This window comes from Microbacterium tumbae, assembly GCF_054780175.1.
In genome coordinates this window covers 198,597-223,300 of sequence record NZ_BAAGWV010000001.1, presented here as the reverse complement: position 1 = coordinate 223,300, position 24,704 = coordinate 198,597, and the positions used below count along the sequence as shown (strand labels likewise).

Annotated in this window: 15 protein-coding genes, 1 pseudogene and 1 other annotated feature; of the genes and pseudogenes, 10 read left to right on the top strand and 6 right to left on the bottom strand. The window is 69.9% G+C overall.

Translation table 11 applies throughout. The features are described from left to right. The first annotated feature begins 3 nt into the window (after window positions 1-3). Window positions 4-6,534 carry an RHS repeat-associated core domain-containing protein gene (locus ACYVGQ_RS01035; RefSeq protein ID WP_460782629.1) on the top strand — a complete coding sequence of 2,177 codons (6,531 nt, stop codon included), beginning with the start codon at window positions 4-6 and terminating at the stop codon, window positions 6,532-6,534. After that, window positions 6,531-7,130, top strand: a complete 600-nt coding sequence (locus ACYVGQ_RS01030) for a hypothetical protein (RefSeq protein WP_460782628.1) — start codon at window positions 6,531-6,533, stop codon at window positions 7,128-7,130. Before ACYVGQ_RS01035 ends, ACYVGQ_RS01030 begins: the two co-directional genes overlap by 4 nt. 1 nt (window position 7,131) lies before the next feature. Here ACYVGQ_RS01030 and ACYVGQ_RS01025 read toward each other — a convergent pair whose 3' ends face one another. Then, window positions 7,132-7,581 carry a helix-turn-helix domain-containing protein gene (locus tag ACYVGQ_RS01025; protein ID WP_460782627.1) on the bottom strand — a complete coding sequence of 150 codons (450 nt, stop codon included), beginning with the start codon at window positions 7,579-7,581 and terminating at the stop codon, window positions 7,132-7,134. Here ACYVGQ_RS01025 and ACYVGQ_RS01020 point away from each other — a divergent pair. Then, window positions 7,506-7,907: pseudogene (locus ACYVGQ_RS01020) on the top strand (CHC2 zinc finger domain-containing protein); the annotation flags it as partial. The gene ACYVGQ_RS01025 and the pseudogene ACYVGQ_RS01020 overlap by 76 nt on opposite strands. A gap of 143 nt (window positions 7,908-8,050) precedes the next feature. Further along, a protein-coding gene (locus tag ACYVGQ_RS01015) for an IS3 family transposase (RefSeq protein ID WP_460782626.1) occupies window positions 8,051-9,294 on the top strand; the annotation gives its coding sequence in 2 pieces (ribosomal slippage) (window positions 8,051-8,339 and window positions 8,339-9,294; 1,245 coding nt in all). After that, window positions 8,338-8,466 (top strand) — a sequence feature (AL1L pseudoknot). It overlaps the preceding gene by 129 nt. 881 nt (window positions 9,295-10,175) lie before the next feature. Here ACYVGQ_RS01015 and hxlA read toward each other — a convergent pair. Both hxlA and hxlB read right to left on the bottom strand, forming a co-directional pair. Then, window positions 10,176-10,799 (bottom strand): 3-hexulose-6-phosphate synthase, encoded by a 624-nt coding sequence (hxlA, locus tag ACYVGQ_RS01010; RefSeq protein WP_460782625.1) that lies wholly within the window; start codon window positions 10,797-10,799, stop codon window positions 10,176-10,178. A gap of 23 nt (window positions 10,800-10,822) precedes the next feature. Beyond that, window positions 10,823-11,404: a 6-phospho-3-hexuloisomerase gene (gene hxlB, locus ACYVGQ_RS01005; RefSeq protein WP_460782624.1), complete on the bottom strand. Its 582-nt coding sequence runs from the start codon at window positions 11,402-11,404 to the stop codon at window positions 10,823-10,825. Between the two features lie 91 nt (window positions 11,405-11,495). Here hxlB and ACYVGQ_RS01000 point away from each other — a divergent pair, with 91 nt between their 5' ends. Continuing rightward, window positions 11,496-12,332: a helix-turn-helix transcriptional regulator gene (locus ACYVGQ_RS01000; protein ID WP_460782623.1), complete on the top strand. Its 837-nt coding sequence runs from the start codon at window positions 11,496-11,498 to the stop codon at window positions 12,330-12,332. A gap of 8 nt (window positions 12,333-12,340) precedes the next feature. Here the strand turns inward: ACYVGQ_RS01000 and ACYVGQ_RS00995 are convergent, their stop codons facing one another. Beyond that, entirely contained in the window at window positions 12,341-14,245 is a 1,905-nt protein-coding gene (locus ACYVGQ_RS00995; protein ID WP_460782622.1) for a helix-turn-helix domain-containing protein, read from the bottom strand. Window positions 14,246-14,361: 116 nt separating this feature from the next. Beyond that, window positions 14,362-15,204 (bottom strand): alpha/beta fold hydrolase, encoded by an 843-nt coding sequence (locus tag ACYVGQ_RS00990; protein ID WP_460782621.1) that lies wholly within the window; start codon window positions 15,202-15,204, stop codon window positions 14,362-14,364. Between the two features lie 195 nt (window positions 15,205-15,399). Between ACYVGQ_RS00990 and ACYVGQ_RS00985 the strand changes: the two genes are divergently transcribed. The 4 genes from ACYVGQ_RS00985 to ACYVGQ_RS00970 are packed head-to-tail and all read left to right on the top strand — an operon-like array spanning window position 15,400 to window position 19,711. Next, window positions 15,400-16,680 (top strand): hydroxymethylglutaryl-CoA reductase, degradative, encoded by a 1,281-nt coding sequence (locus ACYVGQ_RS00985; RefSeq protein ID WP_460782619.1) that lies wholly within the window; start codon window positions 15,400-15,402, stop codon window positions 16,678-16,680. Further along, the gene (locus tag ACYVGQ_RS00980) at window positions 16,677-17,630 is read left to right on the top strand and encodes a hydroxymethylglutaryl-CoA lyase (protein WP_460782618.1); all 954 of its coding nucleotides are present in this window, start codon (window positions 16,677-16,679) and stop codon (window positions 17,628-17,630) included. The genes ACYVGQ_RS00985 and ACYVGQ_RS00980 overlap by 4 nt, the downstream gene beginning before the upstream one ends. A 9-nt stretch (window positions 17,631-17,639) precedes the next feature. Continuing rightward, the gene (locus ACYVGQ_RS00975; protein WP_460782617.1) at window positions 17,640-18,869 is read left to right on the top strand and encodes a CaiB/BaiF CoA transferase family protein; all 1,230 of its coding nucleotides are present in this window, start codon (window positions 17,640-17,642) and stop codon (window positions 18,867-18,869) included. Beyond that, window positions 18,866-19,711 carry an FAS1-like dehydratase domain-containing protein gene (locus ACYVGQ_RS00970; RefSeq protein WP_460782616.1) on the top strand — a complete coding sequence of 282 codons (846 nt, stop codon included), beginning with the start codon at window positions 18,866-18,868 and terminating at the stop codon, window positions 19,709-19,711. Before ACYVGQ_RS00975 ends, ACYVGQ_RS00970 begins: the two co-directional genes overlap by 4 nt. Before the next feature lie 529 nt (window positions 19,712-20,240). Here ACYVGQ_RS00970 and ACYVGQ_RS00965 read toward each other — a convergent pair. Then, on the bottom strand, window positions 20,241-21,131 hold the full coding sequence (locus tag ACYVGQ_RS00965; RefSeq protein WP_460782615.1) for a LysR family transcriptional regulator: 891 nt from the start codon (window positions 21,129-21,131) through the stop codon (window positions 20,241-20,243). Between the two features lie 131 nt (window positions 21,132-21,262). Here ACYVGQ_RS00965 and ACYVGQ_RS00960 point away from each other — a divergent pair, with 131 nt between their 5' ends. Continuing rightward, window positions 21,263-24,697 carry a proline dehydrogenase family protein gene (locus ACYVGQ_RS00960; RefSeq protein WP_460782614.1) on the top strand — a complete coding sequence of 1,145 codons (3,435 nt, stop codon included), beginning with the start codon at window positions 21,263-21,265 and terminating at the stop codon, window positions 24,695-24,697. The last annotated feature ends 7 nt before the right edge of the window (window positions 24,698-24,704 follow it).

Sequence of the window (24,704 nt, the reverse complement as noted above, 5' to 3'; positions counted from 1 at the left end):
GACGTGAAGGACAATCGACTTCCAGCCCTGCCTGTTGGTCGGCGCACGGGCAGACGCCCGCACCTGTCGCGGATCCTGCTCGCGGCCGGGCTGACCGTACTGCTGGCCGTGGACCCGTTCATGGTCGGTCAGGCGAACTCGCCTGCCGCGGTGGCGGCTGCCCCGATCGAAGATCGGCAGGCCAACTTCGCATCCGCGCTGGCCGGAGTCACGGGCCAGACCGCCGCTCCGGCGGAGAACCTCACCGGTGAGTGGCCGATCACGGACACTGAGCCGCTTCCCGCTGCGGCGGCCACGCTGCCGACGGCGGACGAGGCGACCCTGACCATCGCGTCGGGTGAGACCGCGCAGACGGAGCTCGGGGGGATGCCGGTCGAGGTCGCTTCGGCCGATTCCTCATCGCCCGACGCTGTCACCGTGCGGGTCGAGGACCAGGCGGTCGCGCAGGCGGCTGGGGTCACCGGCGTGGTCTTGGACGTCGTCGACGCAGATGATGCGGAAACGACAGAGTCGCGGAATGTGGAGCTGTCGCTCTCGTACGCTGATTTCGCGGGCCTGTCAGGAGGCGACTGGGCGACACGCGTGCAGCTGGTGTATCTGCCCGGTTGTGACGAGGACGCCGCGGAGACGGCGGACTGCCGACCGCAGCCGCTGGAGTCGGTGAACGATCCGGTGGCGCAGACGGTCACCGGTGTGGTGCCGGTTCGGTCGGGAGCCGATGCGGCGCGGACCATGTCCTCGGCGGCGACGAGCAGGGTGGCGGTCGTCTCCGGCGCATCCGGCGCCGCGGGCGACTGGTCGAGGTCGGGTCTCTCCCTGTCGTCGACCTGGGGCTCCTCCGGTAACACCGGGGCGTTCACCTGGTCGTACCCCCTGAATGTGCCCGAGCCGGCGTCCGGGCTGGCACCGGAGCTGACGCTGTCGTACTCGTCCGCCGTCTCGGATGGGCGCGTGCCGTCCATGAACAACCAGTCGGGATGGATCGGCGAGGGATTCGACCTGACCTCCAGCTACATCGAGCGGCAGTACACGCCGTGTTCCACGGATACTGAGGGCGCGGCGAACAACGCGGATCGCGATTCCGGCGATCTGTGCTGGGGGAAGGCGAACGCGACCCTGGTGTTCAAGGGCGCGGCATCCCCGCTCGTCTACGACACGGATGCGGAGGCCTGGCGCACGGTCACGGAAGACGGCAGCCGTATCGAGGTGAAGACGGGCGGCTGGAACGACGGAGAGGACGGCGAGTACTGGAAGGTCACGACCGTCGATGGCACGCAGTTCTTCTTCGGGCGCGGCAAGCAGTCGGCTTCGGGCTCCGAGCTGAACTCGGCGTGGACGGTGCCGGTGTACGGCAATCACAGCGGCGAGTCCTGCTATCACTCCTCGGCTGACGGAGGGTTCGCCGCGTCGCGATGCACGCAGGTGTGGCGCTGGAATCTCGACCATGTGGTCGACCCTTCCGGCAACACGATGACCTACACGTACGCGGCTGAGTCCAATGCGTATGTGCCCGACTACACCGCCAACACCTCGTGGACCCCGATCTCGTATGTCTCGGGCGGTCACCTGGCTAGGATCGACTACGGCACCCGTGCAGGGGCATCGGGTAATGCACCGTTCCGGGTGGTGTTCGACACGGAGAGCCGGTGTGTCACCGATCCGACCGACGGAGCGTCGCTGTGCGCGAATGGGGCGTCCGCAACGGACGACAGCAAATGGCTGGACACCCCGGCCGACCTGCGGTGCAAGGTGTCCGATGACGAATGCCTGAACGTCGTGCCGGTGTTCTTCGACACGACGCGGCTGGCGAAGATCACCGCCCAGGCGTGGGATGGCGCCGCCTACCGCCCCATAGATTCGTGGGCGTTCACACAGCGATTCGTCGGCGAGGGCGACGCCGGGGAGGTCGATCACGCGGCGAGCATCGCCCTGCGACTGGACGCGGTGCGACGGACCGGGCATGGCGGCACGGCGGCCACCTCCGATGACATCGTCCTCCCGGCCGTCCAGTTCGGATACATGTCGCTGGCGAACCGGGTCGACACCGTCACCGACGGGCAGTCGGGGCTGTGGCGACCCCGAGTGATCCGGGTACGCACCGAGTCGGGCGGGGCGGTGAACGTCAGCTATCGCACCGAGTGCGACCCTGAGCACCTGCCGGGCACCACGGCGGCGGCGCAGGAAGCCAACACGAAGCTCTGCTACCTCGTGAAGTGGCAGCCTGACGGAGAGCTCAGCCCGCAGAACCACTGGTTCCACAAGTACGTGGTGGAGAGCATCGTCGAGGACGGCGCCCCTCACGTGTCCGGCGGCGGTGACCTGATCACCGGATCCTTGTCGAAGACGACCCGGTATTCCTATCTCGGCGGGGCCGCCTGGGTGAAGCCGAAGGGCCCGATGGTCGATGCCGACCTGGTGACCTACTCGGAGTTCCGCGGGTTCGCGCAAGTCGCCACCACATACGGAGAGGGCGAGCAGCAGGCGACGACGGAACGCAGCACCTACTTCCGGGGCACCGGAGCCGATCTCACCGCGGGGCCGGCGGGTCACACGGTCACGGTCACAGACCGTGAGGAGTTCGCCGGACAGGTGCTCGTGTCGCAGGAGCTGAACGGCGCTTCGAAGGTCTCCGAGCTCGTCAGCCAGCCGTCCGCCCCGGTCACGATCGCCACCGGCACCGGGGGGCTGAAGGCCACACGCATCCCCTCGGTGACGACATACGGCTTCGTCTATGACGCCGCGGGGACGCTGGTACGTCGGACGTCATCGAAGACGACGAACGACTCCAAGGGACTTCCGGTGACGGTCGAGGACCGCGGAGACCTGAGCACCGCGGCCGACGATCTGTGCACGAAGACGACCTACCGGCGCGACAGCGCCTACACGACGGCGAACATGCTCGCCTATGCGTCGAAGACCGAGGTGTTCGGTGTCCACTGCGAGGCCTCGCTGACGTCGGCGTCCTTGATCAGTCGCGACACCGCGACCTACGACACTGCGGGCCGGGTGACGCAGACCGCGTCGATCGACCCGGCCGATCCCGCCGGTGATCTCACCCGAAGCGCCGCCGAGTATGATGCCGCGGGCCGGGTCGTGTCGCAGGCCGACGCGGTGGGCAACGAGACGACCATCGCCTACACATCGGCGGCCGGGGGACAGCTGTCGAAGATCGTCACGACCTCGCCCGATCCCGATGGGTCGGGGCCGGTGGCGGCGTTCACGTCGACGCAGACCTTCAATCCGCTCACCGGCGCGCTCCTGTCCGTCAAGGACCAGAACGGGCTTGTCACCGAGAGCACCTACGACGCGCTGGGACGGATGACCAGCCTCCGGTATCCGCAGCACGCGGACGCCGCGCATCCGTCGATCGAATACGCCTACACGGTGGCCGAGAACGGCCTGAATGCGGTCGTCACGCGCACTCTCGGCGCAGACGGGCAGCGTCAGCATGTCTCCGTCGTGCTGTACGACGGCATGGGACGCCCGTTCCAGTCGCAGCAGGAAGGCGCCGACGCCTTCGCGGACGAGACCGGCCGGATGGTCTCGCACATCTACTACGACTCCGCCGGCCGCATCGCCAAACGCACTTCACCGTGGTGGGCGCAGGGCGACCCCGCCTCGGCGGCGATCACCCCGATCGAGGTGCCGCCGTCGCAGACGACCTATGTGTACGACAAGGCCGGACGGGTCACGGACGAGATCTTCTGGGACGGCACGGACTCCAACCCGGACTACGAGCTCTGGCGCACCACGACCGTCTACGACGGTGCGGCGACTTTGACCATCCCGCCCATCGGGGGAGTCCCGACCGAGGCGATCGCCGATGCGCGGGGACTCACGACCGAACTGCGCGAGTATGTGCGCGACCCGGACACGCAGTCGGAGGCGACCACCCCTGCCGCCGTCCGCGCGCTGACGAAGCAGATCACGCGGTACACGTATGATCCGGCCGGTCAGCTGGTGACGATGACCAATCCCGCCGGCGATGAGTGGACGTATACCTACGACAAGGCCGGGCAGCAGATCGCGGCCAGCGATCCCGATGGCGGCACCACCGAGACGACGTACGACACGCTCGGACGGGTGCTGACCCGTGAGAACGCCAACGGCGATGTGCTCGCCTACACATACGACGCTCTCGGGCGGGCGACCAGCCTCCGAGACGGATCGGCGACCGGCGCCGAACGGGTCACCTGGCAGTACGACACCTCCGATCTGTCCGGCGGTGCGACGGCGCTCGGACAGCTCAGCACCGCGACGCGCTTCGTCGGCGAAGACGAGTACACGATCTCTTATCCCGTGTATGACGCGGCGTACCGGCCGGTCAAGGTCGATACCGCGTTGGGCACGGATGCTGCGCTGCGCGATCTGTCTGGGGCGTCCTTCACCACCGAGTACGCCTATGCGGCCGATGGGCAGGTGTCTCAGATCACGTATCCGCAGGTGACTGATGAGGACGGTGCCCTCGTCCTCGGGCAGGAGACCGTCACCACTCGATTCGATGATGCGTCGATGCCGTCGTGGATGAGCGGTGGGTTCGGCTGGGGCACTTATGTGGCCGATTCGAGGTGGACCGCCGACGGCAAGCCGCTCGTGCAGGATCTGGGCAACACATACGGCGCGGCCGTGTCCTACGACTGGGACGACGCATCTCAGCGGCTGACGGGGATACGCCTGGATCGCGAACGGATCGACGGCGCCGAGCTCGACCTCGCTTACGGCTACGACCAGGCGGGCAATGTCACCAGCATCATCGACGCAGGTGCTGATGCCACGGGTGCGGCGCTCACCGACGCGCAGTGCTTCGGATATGACGGGCTACGCCGTCTGCAGGTCGCGTGGACCGATGCGCAGTCGGAGTGCGACCGTGCCGACGTCACCGCTTCGGATGTCGGCGGTGTGGCGCCGTACTGGACCGAGTACGAATACGACATGCTCGGCAATCGGACGCGGATGGTCGACCACGATGGGTCGGCGGTCGCCACGACCGAGTACGAACACGGTGAGGGGGCGGCGGGCCCGCATCAGCTGACGTCGATGACCGAGGCGAAGGACGGTGGCTCCGTGTCGACGTCCTTCACGTGGGACGCAGCCGGCAACCAGACGTCTCGCACGAGCGCTGGCACGGTGCAGACGCAGACCTGGGACGCGGAGGGCGAACTCCTCTCCGTCGCGGGCGGCGGAGAGGACGTCTCGAACACATTCGATGCGAACGGCTCTCGGCTGGTGCGCGTCGACGAGGAGGGGGCGACGGTGTTCCTGCCGGGCGGGCAGGAGGTCCGCGCCACGGAGGCGGGTGTGACTGCGACGCGCTGGTACGCGTTCGCGGGCATCGTGGTGGCGACGCGGTCGGGTGTGGGGCTTGCGGGGGTGACCAGCATCGTCGTGAACGGGCAGGGCAGTCCGCTCGCTGCGGTGCACAACACGGACTGGGCGGCGCCGGTGTCGCGGGTGCGCCCGGATCCCTTCGGCGGCGCGAGGCAGGGGGAAGTCGGTGAGGTGGCCGGGCGCGGGTTCTTGGGCGCGCCGTCCGATCCGGGTGGGTTGTCGTTGTTGGGGGCGCGGTTCTACGACCCGGTGACGGGCGTGTTCTTGAGTGTGGATCCGGAGCTCGCTCCGGGGGTGCCTGCGCAGTTCAACGCATATGTGTATGCGGGGAACAATCCGGTGACGTGGGCGGATCCGTCCGGTCGCAACTGGTTGGAGGATGCGTGGAAGAACGTCACGGGTTTCGTCGACAAGCATAAGGCGGAGATCAACGGCATCCTTGTTGGGGCGATTGTGACGACAGGATGTCTGATCGTCACTGCGGGGGCGGGGAGCCTGGGGTGCATCGTTGCGGGCAGTGCTACTGCTGCGGCGGTGACGAACATCCACCATCAGGCGAATTCGGGCAAGCCGTTCGACGGGTGGAGTCTGGCCAAGGACACGATTGTCGGCGCCGGTTGGGGCCTGATAGGCGGGGTGGCTGGGAACGCGTTGGTGAAGATCGTTCCCGCGGTGGTGAAGGCTGCCGCGCCGGCGGCGTCGCAGATGGTCAACGCGATCAGCTCGACGCTGCGGCAGGCGATGAGCAGTGTGTCCACAGCGGCGCGTTCCGCGCTCTCCTCCGTCCGGCCAGCCCTCTCGAACGTACGGCCAGCCCTCACGAACACTCGACCGGGAATCAACCCCACCAGTACACCGGCGAACTTGACTAGTCAGGCCGCAAACGGCGGAGCTGCTTCTGTCCGTCTCGGGCAGGCTGGTGAGAACGCCGTCCGAGGTGCGTTCGACATCGGGCCGAAAGCGACAGCCCAGATCGGTGGCCGCACGAGGATCTTCGATGGGCTCAACGACGTCGCGGTCTCGGAGGTCAAGAACGTCAAGTACCAGGCGTACACGCAGCAGTTGAAGGACAGCCTTGCGTACGCCCAGCAGAACGGTCTCCGCTTCGATCTCTACGTCCGTGGTGGCGCGAATCCGACCACGTTGTCAGGACCGCTGGAGGCTGCGATTCGTAACGGCGACATCGGTCTGAGGTACATCCCATGACGGGTCGGAGCAAGCGGTCGGGGATCAGCGCCACCGATCTGATGGCAGAGCTTCAGAACGATCCGGAATACCAGCGCAAGGTTCAGGCGGCGGAGGCCGAGCGTCAAGCGCGAGCCCAGGTGCTCCGTGAGGCCGAGCAGCCAATCGTTGCTGACCTCCGTGCCGCTGGCGTCGAGGTCAACTCGGTCTGGGATCTAGTGAACACCTCCGATCCCTACCCTGCTGCGCTGCCGATCCTGGTCGATCATCTGGAACTTGGTAGCTATCCGGAGAGGGTGATGGAGAGCCTCGGCCGGGCGCTTGCGGTCAAGCCCGCCGTGGCCTTCTGGGAGCGACTCAAGGCTCGCTGGCTGGACGCCAGGAACCCGGGCGAGGAAGACGGCGCTGCGGTCGCGTTGGCCGCTTGTGCGACCCAGGCGCAACTCGACGACCTGATTGGGTTCCTGGCGGTGGAGGAACGTGGGCAATCGCGGATCTACTTCATTCGCCCCATCCTCAAGGTCGGCGGCGACCGCGGCCGTGAGGTCGTCAACGCGCTTCGAGATGATCCCGTGCTCGGGAAGGAAGCGACCGCCCTGCTGAAGCGCCGAAAGTAGCTCAGCCGGCGGTGTGGAGTGCTTGGCGGATGCGGGTGTTGGCGAGGAGTCCGTCGAGGATGTGGAGGACGGCTGCGCGGTCGGTGTCGCTGAGTTTGTCGAGGTCGGCCAGGCGGGTGCCGAGTTCGTCGTGGGCTTGGCGGAAGGGTCTGCGGGCGGCGTTGTCGACGAGGAGGTAGTCGACGGAGACGTCGAAGAGTTCGGCGAACTTCACGATGGCCTCGACGCTGGGCGTGATCTTGCCGTTTTCGTAGCGGCTGATCTGGCCGGCGTCACCGGCGAGCTTGAGGGCGAGGTCGGCTTGGGACCATCCGCGTTCTTTGCGGAGGTTTTTGATCTGCTCGCCGATCGCCATGGCCACCTGCCCTGGTTGGAGTGTTACGGGCTTCAAGTGTGCCGTCATTTCGAGCCTCCTTGTTGCGTGCCGGTTCACTAGGTCCTGCACGATCATGCATACTCTTTCATGTCAGGTTGCAACGACCTACAAGTTGGAAGATTTTTCTGGAGGCAGGCGTGGCGCGCATCCCGGAGACTGAACTCGCTCGGTTGAAGGCCGAGGTGTCGGTGGCGCGGCTGGTGGAGGGCTGCGGGGTCGAGCTGCGAGCGCAGGGCGCGGATCTGGTCGGGAAGTGTCCGTTCCACGATGACTCCTCGCCGTCGCTGGTGGTGACCCCGGGCAAGAATCTGTGGCATTGCCTAGGTGCGTGCGCGCGGGGCGGCGGGCCGATCGATTGGGTGATGACAGCCCAAGGAGTGTCGTTCCGGCACGCGGTGGAGTTGCTGCGGGAGTCTTCGCCGGCACTGGGCCTGGTGTCGACGACGCGGGCGGACAAGGGCAGGGGGCCGGCGGCGCATTCGACCACGGTCAAGTTGAACCGCCCCGGGGTGTCCGGAGGCTTCATTAGTTGGAGGATGAAGTCATGGCACGTCCGAGTAAGTACCCGCGGGAGTTGCGGGAGCGCGCTGTCCGCGCGGTTGCAGAGTCTGTCGCCGAGGGGCGGTATCCGAGCGAGTTCGAGGCGATCCGGACGATCTCGTCGAAGCTTGGGATCGGTTCTCCGGAGACGCTGCGCAAATGGGTCAGGCAGGCCGAGGTTGATGGGGGTTCCCATCCGGGGAAGACGACCGCGGAGATCGCGGAGATCCGTGAGCTCAAGCGGGAGGTCGCGGAGCTGCGGCGGGCGAACGAGATCCTGAAGGCGGCGTCGGCTTTCTTCGCGGCGGAGCTCGACCGCCCATCCAGGTTCTGAACCAGTTCGTCGAGGACCATCGTGAGGAGTTCGGGGTCGAGCCGATCTGCCGGGTGCTGACTGAGAACGGCATCCCGATCGCCCCGTCCACCTACTACGAAGCCCGACAACGTCAGCCCTCGAAACGGCAGCTGCGGGATGCGGAGCTCGTGGAGGTGATCCGCGAAGCCCGCGCCCAGCGGTTCGTCGCCCGTCTCGGCGCGCGGAAGATGTGGTTGTATCTGCGCCGCCGCGGCCACGACGTCGCCCGCTGCACGGTCGAGCGGCTGATGACACAGAACGGATGGGCGGGCGTGCTGCGGGGCAAGAGGGCGCGCACCACGATCCCCAACCCGGACGACGCCCGCTCGCCCGATCTGGTGGATCGGGACTTCACCGCGACGGCCCCGAACCAGCTCTGGGTCGCGGACTTCACCTACGTCGCGACCTGGTCCGGGACGGTCTATGTCGGGTTCATCTTCGACGTGTTCTCCCGCCGGATCGTGGGCTGGCGGGCCGCGACGCGCATGACCACCGATCTCGTCCTCGACACACTCGAGCACGCGATCTGGACCCGCTCACAGGACGGCATCACCGACCTGTCCGGGCTGATCCATCACAACGACGCGGGGAGCCAGTACACGTCATTCGCGTTCACCCAGCGGCTCATCGATGCCGGCGTCGACCCATCCGTCGGCTCTGTCGGCGACGCCTACGACAACGCGATGGCCGAGTCGCAGATCGGGATCTACAAGACCGAGCTGATCCATCCCGAAGGCCCCTGGCGGGGCGTCGATCACGTCGAGATGGAGACCCTGCACTGGGTGCACTGGTTCAACCACGACCGCACCCACGAATCCATCGACGACCTCACCCCCATCGAGGTCGAACAAGCCCACTACGCTACAAGAAACCGTCTCGTCCCGACCGGGTGAGACACGATCAGAAGTGTCCGGACACCCCGGGGCGGTTCAAGCCACTTATTGACGCTTCTTGAGGGCGCTTCGCCGACCACGGGGGATGTCGTGGAGGTGAGCCGCGAGTTCGCAGCGATGGGTGCGGACGAGTTGGAGCTAAGGTATGTGAGCGCCGACGAGTTGCGGGGCATTTATGGGCGCCGAAGCGCGGGATTGCCGAGCGGGCATTCGACGCGTGCCGCCGTGGATGACTTGCTCGCCGCGCTCAAGACATACGGCAGCACCTATGTGGGCACCGTTGGAATGGAGCGAGCAGGCAGAATCGTCTCCGTGTGGCTCACGGAGACTACTGATGCGGTACTCGCCGTCATGTCAGCGGAGGACCATCGCCAAGACCGGTCTGCATGAAGGTGGCGAACCCGAAATACAATAACGTGGATATAGACAGGGCGATCGCGACGTCTGCTCATCGCATCATCGGTGGGGATCCAACGTCATCGGATTACTTTGTTCGGATTCTCCGAGGGGTGGAGTCGACGGTCTAGCCTCATTGCGGGCTGTACGGGATCGCTCGAACGCAAGGCGCAGCGCCCTCCACGATCCTGTCGATCCACTCGTTCGGCTCGCCGAAGCGAGCCGCGCCTGAATCAGGTGCAGCGCATGGCCGGGAGCAAAGAAGGAGCAGACGTCGCCGTGACCGCACATACACGCCGCACGCTCATTCACCTCGAGGGGTGAGAAGCGGGGCTGCAGACTGGACACGATGGACTCCAGTCGACGGTTTGTTCAGGCAAGAGTAGGTCGGGTACGTCGGGCCGCCAGATGTCCGAGAGGCGGGGCGTCGGCACCAGGGAAGGGAGCAGGCGCACCGGTCGGCCCTGCTCCCTTCCGATGGTGGCTCAGGCGATCGCGGCGCGCAGCGCGGCGGCGGCGTCCCCGACGTTCTCGGCGCTGTAGATCGCGCTGCCGGCGACGGCGATGGTCGCGCCGGACCGCTGGACCGCGGCGATGCTCGAGGCGCTCACGCCGCCGGCGACGGAGAACGGAACACCCGAGGCGGAGCCGTCGGCGAGCAGGCTGTCGAGGGAGTAGCCCTCCTGGGCCTGCTCGTCGAGGCCCGCGTGCATCTCCACGAACTCGGCGCCCAGGCCGACGACCTGCTTCGCCCTGGCTGGCTTGTCGGCGACGCCGATGAGGTCGACGACGATCCCCTTGCCGTGCTTCTTCGCCGCCTTGACGGCTCCGGCGATGGTGCTGTCGTCGGCCGAGCCGAGCACGGTCACGAGATCGGCGCCGGCGGCGAAGGCGATATCGGCCTCGAGCTCGCCGGCGTCCATGGTCTTGAGGTCGGCGAAGATCACCTTGTCGGGGTGGGCGTTCTTCAGCGCGGTGACCGCCGAGAGGCCCTCGCTCTTGATGAGCGGAGTGCCGAGCTCGAGGATGTCGACATGCGGCGCCGCGGCGGCCGCGAGCTCGAGCGCATGCTCCGTCGACAGGGTGTCGATGGCGAACTGCAGCTTCATGGGGTTTCCTTCCGGTGGGTGGATCATTCGAGGTTGGAGTGTCGAGGCCAGAGCTCGTCGGCGGTGGCGCCGCTGCGGCGCCACAGGGCGTGGAACAGGGCGTCGCCGATGATCACGACGGCCTGCTCGAAGAGGCTGCCGGCGTACTGTGCGGACGTCGTGCCCGAGCGGTCGAGCTTGGCGGCGGCGGGGACGACGATCGTCGCTGAACCCGCGAGGGCTCCGAGCGGCGACGCAGGGTCGGTGGTGATCGCCGCCACGTCCGCTCCGATCTCGGAGGCGGTCGTCGCCGCGCGCACGATGCCGGTGGTCGTGCCGGAGCCGCTCGCCGTGAGGAGGAGGTCCCCCGCGGCGATCGCCGGCGTCGTGACCTCCCCGACGACATGCACGGCGAGCCCGAGATGCATGAGCCGCATCGCCGTCATGCGCAGGGCGAGTCCGGAGCGCCCTGCGCCGAGCACGAACACGCGCGGCGCGTCCGCGACGAGATCGGCGACGCGCGCGAGCGCCACGGGGTCACGGCGGATCACGTGATCGATGGCCTCGTCGAGCTCGTCCGAAATGCGTTCGAGGGCGTAACCGACACCCATCTCCATCGCCTGCATGTCCTCATTCTGCGATGCGACGAAGCGCGGCCGCGCCGTCGATCCGGACGGTTCTGCCTACCTGATCGGGTAGGTCTGAGATGATGGGTAGGTGAAGAGCGACGTCGAACCGGATGCGGTGATGCCTCCCGGCGTGCGCCGACTCGTCCAGCAGCACTCCCAGGCGCTGTCGGAGCAGGCCGATCGCTACGCGGTCGTCCTCGAGTCCGTGCTCGCCGTCCTCCGCTCGCGACGCCTCAGCGAGACGGCCGCGCGTGCTCTCGCGATCGACACCGTGGCCTCCGCCCTCGTCCGGCTCCGGACGGAGAGTGACGAGCAGCGCAGCAGCATCCTGGAACCCGTGACGGGCGCCTTCGCGCGGCTGCAGACGGATCTGCGGCCCCTGGAGCGCTTCGGGGATCTGGAGCTGCAGTTCGTCGAGCCCCCGAAGACGGGACGGGCGCTGCCCGGTGATGTCGCGCACGCGGCCAGGGCGATCGTGCGCAACGTCGTGCTCGCGATCGCCGACGAGGGGGCTGCCCGTCGCGTGCGGATCCAGTGGGACTGCGACGGCCGCAACCTGCTCATCGGCATCAGGGACGACGGCCGGGGAACGCTCTCGCCGCATGATGACGCACTGCGCCCGGTCTCCGAGCGGGTGGTCGCGCTGAACGGCCAGCTCGCGGTGACCTCGACGGAGGGCTGGGGATCCTCCTTGGACCTCACGCTGCCTCTCGATCCTCCGGCGGGGCCCGAGCCGCTCGCCGATGTCGTCGCCTTGTCGCAGCGCGAGCGCGAGGTGCTCCGGCTCGTCGCCACCGGTTCACGCAACCGCGAGATCGCGTCGACCCTAGGAATCAGCGACAACACCGTCAAGTTCCATGTGTCCAACCTGCTGCACAAGACGGGTGCCAGGACCCGTGCGGAGCTGGGCGCGCTCGCCCGCTGACCTCCGCGTCACCCCCGCGGCGGCCCCAGCCTCTCCCTGAGCTCGTCGAGGCGGACGGCGATGCCGAGCCGGAACATGCGCTCGTCCTCGCGCCAGTCGGCGCCGAGCACGTGATCGAGGCGATCGAGCCTCTGCAGGATCGTGTTGGTGTGGAAGTTCAGCGCCCTGGCCGTCCTGGTCGGACTCGCGTTGTGACGCACGAAGGCGCGCAGCGTCCCCAGCAGATCGGCGCCGCGCTCGGCGTCGTACCGCCGGACCGCGCCGATCGTGTCGTCCAGGAACGCGCTCAGCGACACGGCGTCCGCGTCGAGCACGGCGGAGTAGGGCAGGAAGTCGTCCGTGTCGGCGGTGACGTCGACGATCTCCAGCGCGGTCAGGAGGCGCGCGGTGCGCATGGCCGTCCGGAAGGCGTCGGGCAGCGTCCGCCCGCGCGGCACGATGAGCGAGACCGGATGCTGGATGGAAGCGGCGATGTGCAGCCGGAGCTGCTCCGGCTCGACGGAGGAGCGCGCGGACGAGATCGCGGCGACGACGAAGCCGCGGCACTCGCCGACGAGCGCACGGTCGTCGAGCTGGTGGCTCGCGGCCCTCGCCGCCGCCGTCTGCTGGTCCCCGGGGACGGAGATCAGCAGCAGGCCGTCCAGCCCGGCGAGGTCGACGCCGAGGCGGCGCGCCCTGCGCTCCACATCCGCCCTGCGCTCCGGGACGCCGTCGAGCAGATCCGCGATCAGCTCGCTGCGCAGACGATGATCGGCGCCGGACGCCGCCTCCTGCTGCAGCTCCAGCAGGGCCGCCACCTGCGCCGCCCGCTCGATCGTGCGGAAGTCCACGGCGCCCAGCTCGAAGGCGCCGTCCCCGAGCAGCAGCGCCCCGAAGTGCCGGCTGCCGGCGGTGAGCGCGGCGACGGCCCGCACCCCGGAGCCGGGGACGCCGACGCAGTGCCCGGAGCGCCTGCTCTGCGCGAGCGCGTCGCGGATCGCGGCATCCGGCGCCAGCATCCCGGCATCCAGGGGGAGCCCGGCCGCGGCGATGATCTGCTCCTGCGCGTCGAGGATCGCCACGGGTCGTCCGAGCGCCGAGGCCAGCGTCTCGGCCACCGGCGCGAAGCCGCCCCCGGCGAGGACCGCCTGCACGAGCTCCTGGTGCACGGTGTTCGCCCTGTCCCGCTCGACGAGGTGCGCGGTCAGGCTCTCCAGCGCGCGTCTCGTCTCGTCCTCGGACTCCTGCAGCTCGTGCAGCGTCTGCGTGGTCTGCAGGATGATCGAGGCGTGGTCGGCGACCGAGGAGAGCAGGGCGATCTCCTCGGGCGAGAAGCTCTTCTCCGTCCGGTTCGCCACGAACAGCACGCCGAGGACGTCGTCGGAGGTGACCATCGGGACGCCCAGCAGCGAGACCAGTCCCTCGGCGGACACGGCGTCGTCGATGCCGGTGTCGTGCCGCTCCGCCGCGTAGGCGGAGTAATCGGCCACCCACTGCGGCATCCTGGACTCCACCACCACGCTCGCGAGTCCTCGCCCCGGGGGGACGCGCAGGCTCTGGAAGGAGGCGCTGACCGAGCCGCTGGTCGCGCGCACTCGCAGCTCGCGGGTCCCGGGGTCGAACTCCGAGAGGTAGGCGAGGTCGACGCCCATCATCTCGTGCGCACGCTGCACGAGCCTCGCCAGCACCGCGTCGCTGTCCTGCAGCTCGGCGAGCTCGCGGGCGCTGGAGAACAGCGCCGAGAGCTCGTGCTCCCGGCGCCGCAGACGCGAGAGCTCCCGCTGCGAGCGCTGCACGCGGTCGACGATCTCGGCGGCGTCCGCAGCGGAGACCCCGAGATCGCGCAGCGCATCGCTCACCGCCGTCGGCCCGACCCTCTCGCTGTCGTGCGCGGCGTCGAGCAGCGCCGTGATCGCCTCGATGTCGGATCCCACTGCGGCTCCTCTCGGGGACGACGGCGCCGGAATGCGCACGACTCCAGTGTCGAGCATGTGTGCTTCCTCCATCAACTCCCCGGGTGTGCGTGCGGAGAGCACAGGTCTTCGCGGTGTCAGGGCTCGGCCCGGCGCGCCGTCCTCAGCAGTGCGCTCGCCAGGTCGGGCCACAGCTCGTGCGGGATGAGGTGCCCCATGTCAGGCTGGACCTGCAGCTCGCTGCCCTGGATCGCCTCGGCGATGTCGACCGCGCTGCTCCAGTGCAGCACGTCGTCCTCGCGACCGTGGAACACGAGGGTCGGAACGGTCACGGCGCGCAGCCTCTCGAGCCGCTCCGGCGCGCGGCGCAGCGCCGCCCACTGCCGGGCGAAGCCCTCCGGCGCATACCCGCGGTCGTAGGCGGTGCCCGCCTTCTCGCGGTGCCACGCGACCTGGGGATCGTAGCGGCCTCCGCCGGATGCCCTCGCCGCGGATTCCGCGAAGGCCACCGCCTCCTCGCGGGTGACCCGCACGGGCGCGGTGAGCAGCTCCGGTCGCTCGCCATGCAGGATGTATCGCGGATCCCGGCCGGGGATCGTGGACAGCAGGCCGAGGCTGCGCACCCTCTCCGGATGCTCGAGCGCCGTCATCTGCGCCATCATCCCGCCCATGGAGTGCCCCGCGACATGCGCGGCGTCCACCCCGAGGTCGTCGAGGATGCGGACGATGTCGTCGCCCATGTCCGAGAGGTCATAGCCGCCGTCGACGTCCTCCTCGCCGCCGAAGCGCTCGGAGAACCCGGTGTCGCGGTTGTCGAAGCGGACGACGCGCAGCCCTCCGGCGGTGAGCATCCCGATGAACGCCTCGTCCCAGCTGAGCAGCTGCGCCCCTCCGCCGGAGACGAGCACGAGCAGCGGGTCGGCGTCCGCGCCGAACACCTCGTAGTACAGGCGAACTCCGGCGGATTCGGTGTACGGCATCGGGGCTCCTCGCGACGTCTCGGGTGCTGCTCGGATGCTGCGAGTCTAGGTCGCGCACGCTCGCGGAGAGGATGTGCGATCCTCCCATGCCGCTCGCGATCCGCTGAGCGATCCGCCCATCGCCCGCCGCCCGGGACCGCTCCTATCGTCGGGGAAGACCGCAGCACACCCGCTGCACGCGAGAGAAGGTGGCCGATGCCCAGCAACAGTCGGATCCCAGGGCTGCGCGACCAGAGCCCTGCCCAGCGGCTCGCCCTCGTGTCCGCCGGGGCGGACATCGACGAGGGTGTCCTCGCGGCGCTGCAGCCCGAGGGCGGGCTCACCCTCGCCCAGGCGGACCACATGGTCGAGAACGTCGTCGGCATCATCGGCATCCCCGTCGGCGTCGCGACGAACTTCCTCATCGACGGCGTCGACCGGCTGATCCCGATGGCCACCGAGGAGCCCAGCGTCGTCGCGGCCGCATCCAATGCCGCACGGATGGCCCGCGGCCACGGCGGCTTCACCACGTCCTACACCGGCGACGTCATGATCGCGCAGATCCAGGTGCTCGACGCGGTCGACCCGCACGCCACCCGATTCGCCCTCCTCGAGGCGCGCGATGAGCTCCTCGCCCTGGCCAACGAGCAGGACCCGATGCTCGTCTCCCTCGGCGGCGGGGCGTTCGACATCTCCGCCCGTGTCCTCCCCACCGGCGCCGGCACGCAGGTCATCCTGCACCTGCACGTGGACGTCCGCGACGCGATGGGAGCCAACGCCGTGAACACGATGGCGGAGGCGATCGCGCCGCGCGTCGCCGAACTGGCCGGCGCGCGCACGCTGCTGCGCATCCTCACGAACAAGGCCGAGCTGCGCCTCACCCGCGTGCGGGCGGTGTTCGATCGGGAGATGCTCGGAGGGGCGCAGGTCGTCGATGACATCGTCGCGGCAGGGGCGTTCGCCGAAGCCGATCCCTACCGCGCCGCCACGCACAACAAGGGCATCATGAACGGCATCACGGCCGTCGTCCTCGCCACGGGCAACGACACCAGGGCGGTGGAGGCCGGCTGCCATTCGCACGCCGCCCGCGGAGGACGGTACACGGCCCTCAGCCGGTTCGAGAAGGACGCCGCCGGCGACCTGGTCGGCACCCTCGAGGTCCCGCTCGCCGTCGGGCTCGTCGGCGGCGCGACCCGTGCGCATCCCGCGGCCCAGGCCGCCGTGCGGCTGCTGGGCGTGCAGACGGCGAAGGAGCTCGCGAGCGTCATCGCTGCAGTCGGCCTCGCCCAGAACCTGGCCGCCTGCCGTGCGCTCGCCGACGAGGGCATCCAGCGCGGGCACATGACCCTGCACGCCAGGACGATCGCCGCGAGCGCCGGCGCGGAGGTCGAGGAGATCGGCGCCGTTGCGACCGCGATCGTCGCCGCGAAGCGGATCAGGGTGGAGTATGCCCGAGAGGTGCTCGCCGAGCTGCGCGCGGGAGGGACGGTCGCATGAGCGGGCGCGGCCCGCGCGTCGAGCCCGAGGCGGGGTTGCCGACCAGGGTGACCGTGTACGAGGTGGCGCCGCGCGACGGCCTGCAGGCGGAGACCGACATCATCCCCGCCGCCGTCAAGGCTGAGCTGTGCCGTCGGCTGTACGCCGCGGGCAGCCGGGACCTCGAGGTCACCAGCTTCGTCCCGCCGACCTGGATACCGCAGCTCGCGGACGCGAGCGAGGTCGTCGCCGCGCTCGACGTGCCCGCCGGGGCGAGGGCCGTCGCCCTGGTGCCGAACCTGAGGGGACTCGAGCGGGCGATCGATGCCGGCATCCGGGAGGTCTCCGTCGTCGTGAGCGCGACGGAGTCCTTCGCGAAGGCGAATCTCAACACCTCCCGCACCGGCGCGATCGACCGGGCCGTCGAGGTGATCGGCAGGGCGGCGGCCGAGGGCATCCCGGTGCGCGGCTACGTCTCGATGGCCTTCGGAGATCCATGGGAGGGGCAGGTCGCCGTGGACAGCGTGACGGAGGCCGCCGCGGCGCTGCACGCGGCCGGTGCGCGGACGATCGCCCTCGGCGACACCATCGGCGTCGCCACCGCGGGTCTCACCACGCGCGTCGTCGGCGAGACGCTCGCCGCCGGCATCCCCCTCGCCGCCCTCGCCCTGCACCTGCACGACACCTATGGCCAGTCGCTCGCGAACGTGCACGCCGCGCTCCGGCTGGGCGTCGCCGAGTTCGACGCATCCGTCGGCGGCCTCGGTCGCTGCCCCTACGCCAAGGGTGCGACCGGTAACCTCGCGACCGAGGACCTCGTGTGGATGCTGCACGGCCTCGGCATCGAGACCGGACTCGATCTCGGAGCCCTCGCCGCGACCACCGAATGGCTCTCCCGCATCCGCGGAGTGCGCGCTCCCTCGAGCGTCGCGCGCGCCCTCGCCGCCGCAGCCGTACCCGAACCAGCCTAGGAGCCCGCCATGACCGACCTCCCCCTCCCCGAGCCCGGCGCCCTCCGCGGCGTCACCGTGCTGGACCTGTCGCGCGTGCTCGCCGGTCCCTATGCCGCGCAGATGCTCGCGGACCTCGGAGCGACCGTCATCAAGATCGAGAATCCGCGCGACCCCGACGTGTCGCGCGGATTCCCGCCATACCTCACCGACGGCGACGAGGAGTTCAGCGCCTATTACGCCCAGTACAACCGCGGCAAGCTCGGTGTGGGCCTCGACCTCGCCTCCGAGGAGGGCAAGCAGGTGCTGAAGGACCTGGTGCGTTCGGCGGACGTGCTGGTGGAGAACTTCCGGCCGGGGACGATGGCCAAGCTCGGCCTCGACTTCGACGTCCTGCGCGGGATCAACCCCCGCCTCGTCTACACGGCGATCTCGGGGTACGGGCAGACGGGATCCCGATCGAGGCGCCCCGCGTTCGACAACACCGCGCAGGCGGCGGGCGGGCTGTGGTCGATGAACGGGTATCCCGGCCAGGACCCCGTCCGCGTCGGCGTCACGATCGGCGACCTGTCCGCGACGCTGTTCGCCGTCATCGGCACGCTCGCGGCGCTCCGGCACGCGGAGGCGACGGGCGAGGGCCAGCTCGTCGACGTCGCGCAGGTGGACAGCATCATCGCCCTCACCGAGACCGCCGTCGTCGACTACACCGTGACCGGCAAGGTGGCGGCTCCCGCGGGCAACGAGCACGCCTGGGTCAAGCCCTACGAGCTCTTCGACTGCGCGGACGGCCAGGTGTTCTTCGGCGCCTACACCGACAAGCTGTGGAATGCGAGCTGCGATCTGTTCGGCACCCCCGAGCTGAAGGCGGATCCCGAGATCGACACGATGCGCAAGAGGCTCGACCCCGAGGTGTACGCGCGGCGCGTCAAGCCGGTCGTCGCCGGGTGGCTGGCGGGATACACCAAGGCGGAGCTCGAGGACATGGCCGGCGACGTCGTGCCGCTGACCGCCGTCAAGACGATCGGCGAGGTCGTCGACGACCCCGGCACCGCCGAACGGGACATGATCGTGGAGGCGGACTACGGGGACCTCGGCGTGCTGCGGATGTTCGGACAGCCGATCAAGCTCTCCGCCACGCCCGCGGCGCCCGCGCGCACGGCCAACCGCTTCGCCGAGCACGCGGATCGGGTGCTGTCCGAGTTCGCCGGCTACGACGCCGCGCGGATCGCCGAGCTGCGCGCTGCGGGGGTGCTGCCGTGAGCGTCGTCCGGACCGCGGTGCTCGCGCCCGAGACCGCCGAGGCCTATCGGGGGACCTTCGCGCCGTCCGAACCGGTGCTCGCCGGGGGAGGGCGTCTGCCGCAGGGCTGGGAGGGCGTGTACTTCCCCTTCGCCGCTGCGCTCGCCGATCTGCGCCCCGACGGCACGCCGGCGCACGATGGCGTGATCCCCGAGATCGATCTGCCGCGCCGGATGTACGCCGGCGAGACGACCGAGTTCCTTGGCCCTCTGAGCCTCGGCGACGAGGTGACGCAGACCACGGCGCTCGGGAGCGTCGTGGAGAAGGCCGGCTCCAGCGGCCGGCTGGTGTTCGTGGACGTCGAGCGCGCGTACGCGGTCGACGGCGAGGTGCGGATCCGCAGCGTCTGGCATGACGTCTTCCTGGAGGCGGCCGACCCTGCGGCCCCCGCACGGCCGCCGAGGAGGGATCCGGACGCCGCGGCGTCCGCCGACTGGGTCGAGGAGGTCGTGCTGGACGCCAGGCAGCTCTTCCGCTTCTCCGCCCTCACCTTCAACACGCACCTCATCCACTACGACCGCGCCTGGGCGCGGGACGTCGAGGGGCTGCCGGATCTGCTCGTGCACGGTCCGCTGACGCGGATCCTCCTCCTGGACGCCGCGCGCCGGCACGCGCCGGATCGTGTCGCGGCCCGTGTGGACGTCCGGGCGATCGCGCCGGTCCTCGTCGACAGGCCGGTGCGTCTCGCGGGCGCGGCGACGGATGCCGGGACGTGCGTCACCGCCCTGGACGCCGACGACGCCGTGCTCGCTGTCGCGGAGGTCGCGTGGGCGCCTTCCGCCTCCCACCCTCCCGTTCGTTGAGCGAGGGTGCCGGGGGCGTGTTGTTCTCCCGTTCGTCGAGCGAGGGTGCCGGGGGTGTGTTGTTCTCCGTTCGTTGAGCGCAAACGCCGGAGGTGTGTTCTCCTTCCGTTCGTTGAGTGAGGACGCCGGAGGCGACCGGGTCGAAACGGGGTTCGGTGCGGGTGCGTTTCGACTCGCTCCGCTGCGCGGTGCTCGCTCAACGTGCGGGCGGAGGGTGCCGTGCGGTGCTCGCTCAACGAGCGGTGGGGGTGCGGTGCTGTTGTTCTCCCGTTCGTTGAGCGAGGACGCCGGAGGCGACCGAGTCGAAACGGGGTTCGGTGCGGGTGCGTTTCGACTCGCTCCGCTGCGCGGTGCTCGCTCAACGAGCGGGGAGAAGGCGTTGCGCGGCGCTCGCTCAACGTGCGGGGAGAAGGTGCTGCGCGGTGCTCGCTCAACGTGCGGGGAGAAGGTGCTGCGCGGCGCTCACGAGACGTGCGGGCGGAGGGTGCTGTGCGGTGCTCGCGCGACGAACGGGGCAAGGAGGCGATGCTCAGCGAGGCCGATGGGCGGCGAGGGCCTCGGCGAGGGCCTCCCGCACCGCGGCGATCGCCGCACTGTCCCGGGAGCTCGACCTCGTGGCCGCGAAGATGTCGCGTCTGGGCTCGCCGGGCAGCTCCCGCAGGTCCACGCTCGCGCGGCCGCCGGTCCAGACGAGGTCCGGCAGCATCGCCACCGCGTGCCCGGCCGCCACGAGCCGCGCATGCGCGATGAGATCGGTGGCCTCGAAGCGGACGTCCGGCTCGAAGCCCGCGGCCCGGCACTGCTGCACAGCCCACTGCCGCACGGCCGCGCCCTGCGGCTCCAGCACCCACGGCCGGCCGGCCAGATCCGTCAGCCCGGTCGCAGCATCCCCCGGCGGGACGGCCAGTCGGATCGGATCGCGTCCGAGCAGGGTGCGGTCCACGCCGTCGGGGATCTCGCGCGTGTGCCCCGGATACTGCTCGGCCACGACGAGGTCGAAGGCACGGGCGCGGAGTTCGAAGAGCGCCGCTTCCGGCGCGAGCTCGACCATCTCCAGGCGAAGTCCGGGCACCCGCTCGGCCAGGAGGGAGAGCGCGACGGGGACGAGAGCCTCCGCCGCGGTGGGCATCACCGCGATGCGCACCCTGGCGGGAGCGTGCCGCGCGCTCGACAGCTCGGCGCGCGCGGCCTCATCCAGCTCGAGCGCGCGGGCGGCGTGCTCGGCGAGCAGTCGTCCCTGGGGGGTCAGTCGAACCCGACGCCCGTCCGGTTCGAGGAGCGCCGTGCCGGCCTCCCGCTCGAGAAGCGCGAGCTGCTGGGACACCGTGGAGGGGCTGTAGGCGAGCGTGGCGGCGACGTCCGCGATCGTGCCGCGCAGCGCCAGCTCATGCAAAAGTCGCAGGCGACGGAGCTCGAACACGGCATCCCCTCCAATCATCGATGGAACCGAATGGTATCCATCGTAAACACTTGCTTTTCACGAATGGTATCTCGCGCCCACACTGAGAGCACGACCCGCGGCCGCGCCGCGATCTCCAGTGAGGACCCCCGATGACCCAGACCACACCCGCACCGACCGGCCGCGCCGAGCTGACCGCGCTCGCCGACGACGCCGTCGCCCTCGTGCAGCGCTGGCTCGTGGAGAGCCGCGACGTGCCGACGGACACCGCGGCCAAGCGTCTCGCCGGCGTGCTGAGCGACCCGAACGGCCTCGACTTCACGGTCGGCTTCGTCGACGGCGTCGTCCGCCCCGAGGACCTCGCGGTCGCCGCGGCCAACCTGCGCGACCTCGTGCCGCTGACGCCGAGGTTCCTCCCTGCGGCTCTGCGCGGGCTCATCCGACTGGGCGGGGCGCTCGCCCCCGCCTTCCCCGGCATCGTCGTGCCGATCAGCCGGCGCGTGCTGCGCGGCATGGTCCGCCACCTCATCGTCGACGCGACGGATGCGAAGCTCGGCAAGGCCATCAGCCGCATCCGCGCCACGGACGGCGTCCACCTGAACGTCAACCTCCTCGGCGAAGCGATCCTGGGCGAGGAGGAGGCCGCGCGCCGTCTCGCCGGGACACGCCGCCTCCTGGAGCGCAGCGACGTCGACTACGTCTCGATCAAGGTCTCCTCGACGGTCGCCCCGCACAGCCCGTGGGCCTTCGAGGATGCCGTCGCGCATGCCGCAGAAGCCCTCCTCCCGCTGTACCGGATCGCAGCTTCCCGGGGGAAGTTCATCAACCTGGACATGGAGGAGTACAAGGACCTCGATCTCACGATCGCGGTCTTCACCTCGATCCTCGACCGCGAGGAGTTCCTCGGGCTGTCCGCGGGCATCGTCCTCCAGGCCTACCTGCCGGATGCGCTCGGCGCCATGATGCGTCTCCAGGAGTGGTCGGCGGCCCGTGTCTCCCGCGGCGGCGCAGACATCAAGGTCCGCGTCGTCAAGGGCGCGAACCTGCCGATGGAGCGCGTCGACGCGGAGAGCCATGACTGGCCGCTCGCGACCTGGCACAGCAAGGAGGCGTCCGACGCCTCCTACAAGGCCGTCCTCGACTACGCCCTGCGTCCGGAGCGCATCCGTCACGTCCGCATCGGGATCGCAGGGCACAACCTCTTCGACATCGCCCTCGCCTGGCTGCTCGCGCAGCAGCGCGGGGTGACCGAAGGGATCGAGTTCGAGATGCTGCTGGGCATGGCCTCCGCGCAGGCGACCGTCGTGCGCCGCACGGTCGGTTCGCTGCTGCTGTACACCCCGGTCGTGCACCCCGCCGAGTTCGACGTCGCGATCGCGTACCTCATCCGCCGCCTCGAGGAGGGGGCGTCCACGGACAACTTCATGTCCGCGGTCTTCGACCTCGACGAGAACCCCGCGCTCTTCGCACGCGAGCGCGACCGGTTCCTCGCCTCCATCGCCTCGATGCCCGAGGAGGTCCCCGGTCCGAACCGCATTCAGGACCGCACAGGGCCGCAGGCTCCCGCGGCGCAGGACGGCTTCGCCAACACGCCGGACACCGACCCGAGCCTGGCCGCGAACCGCGCCTGGGGCGACGGCATCCGCTCACGTATGAGGAGCTCGGAGCTGGGGAACGACACCGCCCGGCAGAACACCCTGTCGGACGCCGCGGCCCTCGACGCCGTCATCGCCACCGCGACCGCCGCCGGTGAGGCGTGGCGCGCGCTCGGCGCCGAAGGCCGCGCGGCGATCCTGCACCGTGCCGGCGACGCCCTCGAGGCGCGCCGCGCCGACCTCCTCGAGGTGATGGGCTCCGAGGCGGGGAAGGTCCTGGAGCAGGGCGACCCCGAAGTCTCCGAGGCGATCGACTTCGCCCACTACTACGCGGAGAGCGCGAAGCGGATCGAGGCGATCGACGGCGCGACGCATCGCCCGGTGGGGCTCACCGTCGTCACCCCGCCGTGGAACTTCCCCGTCGCGATCCCGGCCGGCTCGACCCTCGCCGCCCTCGCCGCCGGCTCGCCGGTCATCATCAAGCCCGCGAGGCAGGCACGCCGCTCCGGGGCTGTCATGGTCGAGGCGCTCTGGGAGGCCGGCGTCCCGCGCGAGGTGCTGCAGTACGTGCAGATCGACGGACGCGAGCTCGGGACGCAGCTCATCAGCGATCCGGCGGTGGAGCGGGTCGTCCTCACCGGGGGGTACGAGACCGCGGAGCTGTTCCGCAGCTTCCGCCCCGATCTGCCCCTGCTGGCCGAGACGAGCGGCAAGAACGCCATCATCGTCACGCCCTCGGCGGACCTGGACCTCGCCGCCAAGGACGTCGCCTCCTCCGCGTTCGGGCACGCCGGGCAGAAGTGCTCCGCGGCATCCCTCGTGATCCTCGTGGGAACCGTGGCGACCAGCGAGCGGTTCCGGCGTCAGCTCGTCGACGCGGTCGGCTCGTACAGGGTCGGCGACCCGAGCGACGGGTCCAGCCGCATCGGCCCGCTGATCGGGCCTGCCGAGGGCAAGCTCCTGCACGCTCTCACGACGCTGGAACCGGGCGAGAGCTGGGTGCTGAAGCCCCAGAAGCTGGACGAGGACGGACGGCTGTGGCGTCCGGGCATCCGCGACGGCGTCGCCGGCGGCAGCCCGTTCCACCTCACGGAGTACTTCGGCCCCGTGCTCGGGATCATGACGGCGGCGACGCTCGCGGAGGCGACCGACCTCGTCAACGCCATCGACTACGGCCTCACGAGCGGTCTGCACTCCCTCGACGAGGACGAGATCGCCCAGTGGCTCGCGAACGTCCAGGCCGGCAACCTCTACGTCAACCGCGGCACCACGGGCGCGATCGTGCAGCGTCAGCCGTTCGGCGGGTGGAAGAAGGCCGCGGTCGGCGCCGGCACCAAGGCCGGCGGACCGAGCTACCTCATCGGCCTCTCCGACTGGGAGGACGCACCCGTCACGGCGGCGGCCCCCGCGGATGCCGTCTCCAGGGCGGCGCTCGCCGCAGCGTCCGCCCTGCCCGCCGACGACCGCACCTGGCTGCAGGGGGCGCTCGCCACGGACGTCGCCGCCTGGGCCGCGGAGTTCGGTGCGGTCCGCGACGTCACGGGGCTCACCACCGAGCAGAACGCGCTGCGCTACCAGGCCGTCCCCGTCACGGTCCGCATCGAGCGGGCCGGCGCGATCCAGGCGATCCGCGTGCTCGCCGCCGGCATCCGTGCCGGTGCCCGGCTGTCCGTCTCGGCGAGTGAAGCGCTGCCGGCGCCCGTCGGGGCATGGCTGAGCGCGGCGGGAATCGGCGTCGCCGTCGAGGACGCCGCGGGCTGGGCAGGGCGCGCCGCCCGTCTCGCCGAGTCCGGCGGCCGCATCCGTCTCGTCGGCGGCAGCGCGAGCGATGTAGCTGCAGCCACCGGCGGCTCGCCGGCCGTCGCCGTGTATGCGAACCCGGTCGTGACGGCTGGCAGGATCGAACTGCTGCCATACCTGCGCGAGCAGGCCGTCTCGATCTCGGCGCATCGCTTCGGAACCCCGCACCGCCACGAGATCGCCCTGCTCTAGGAGACAC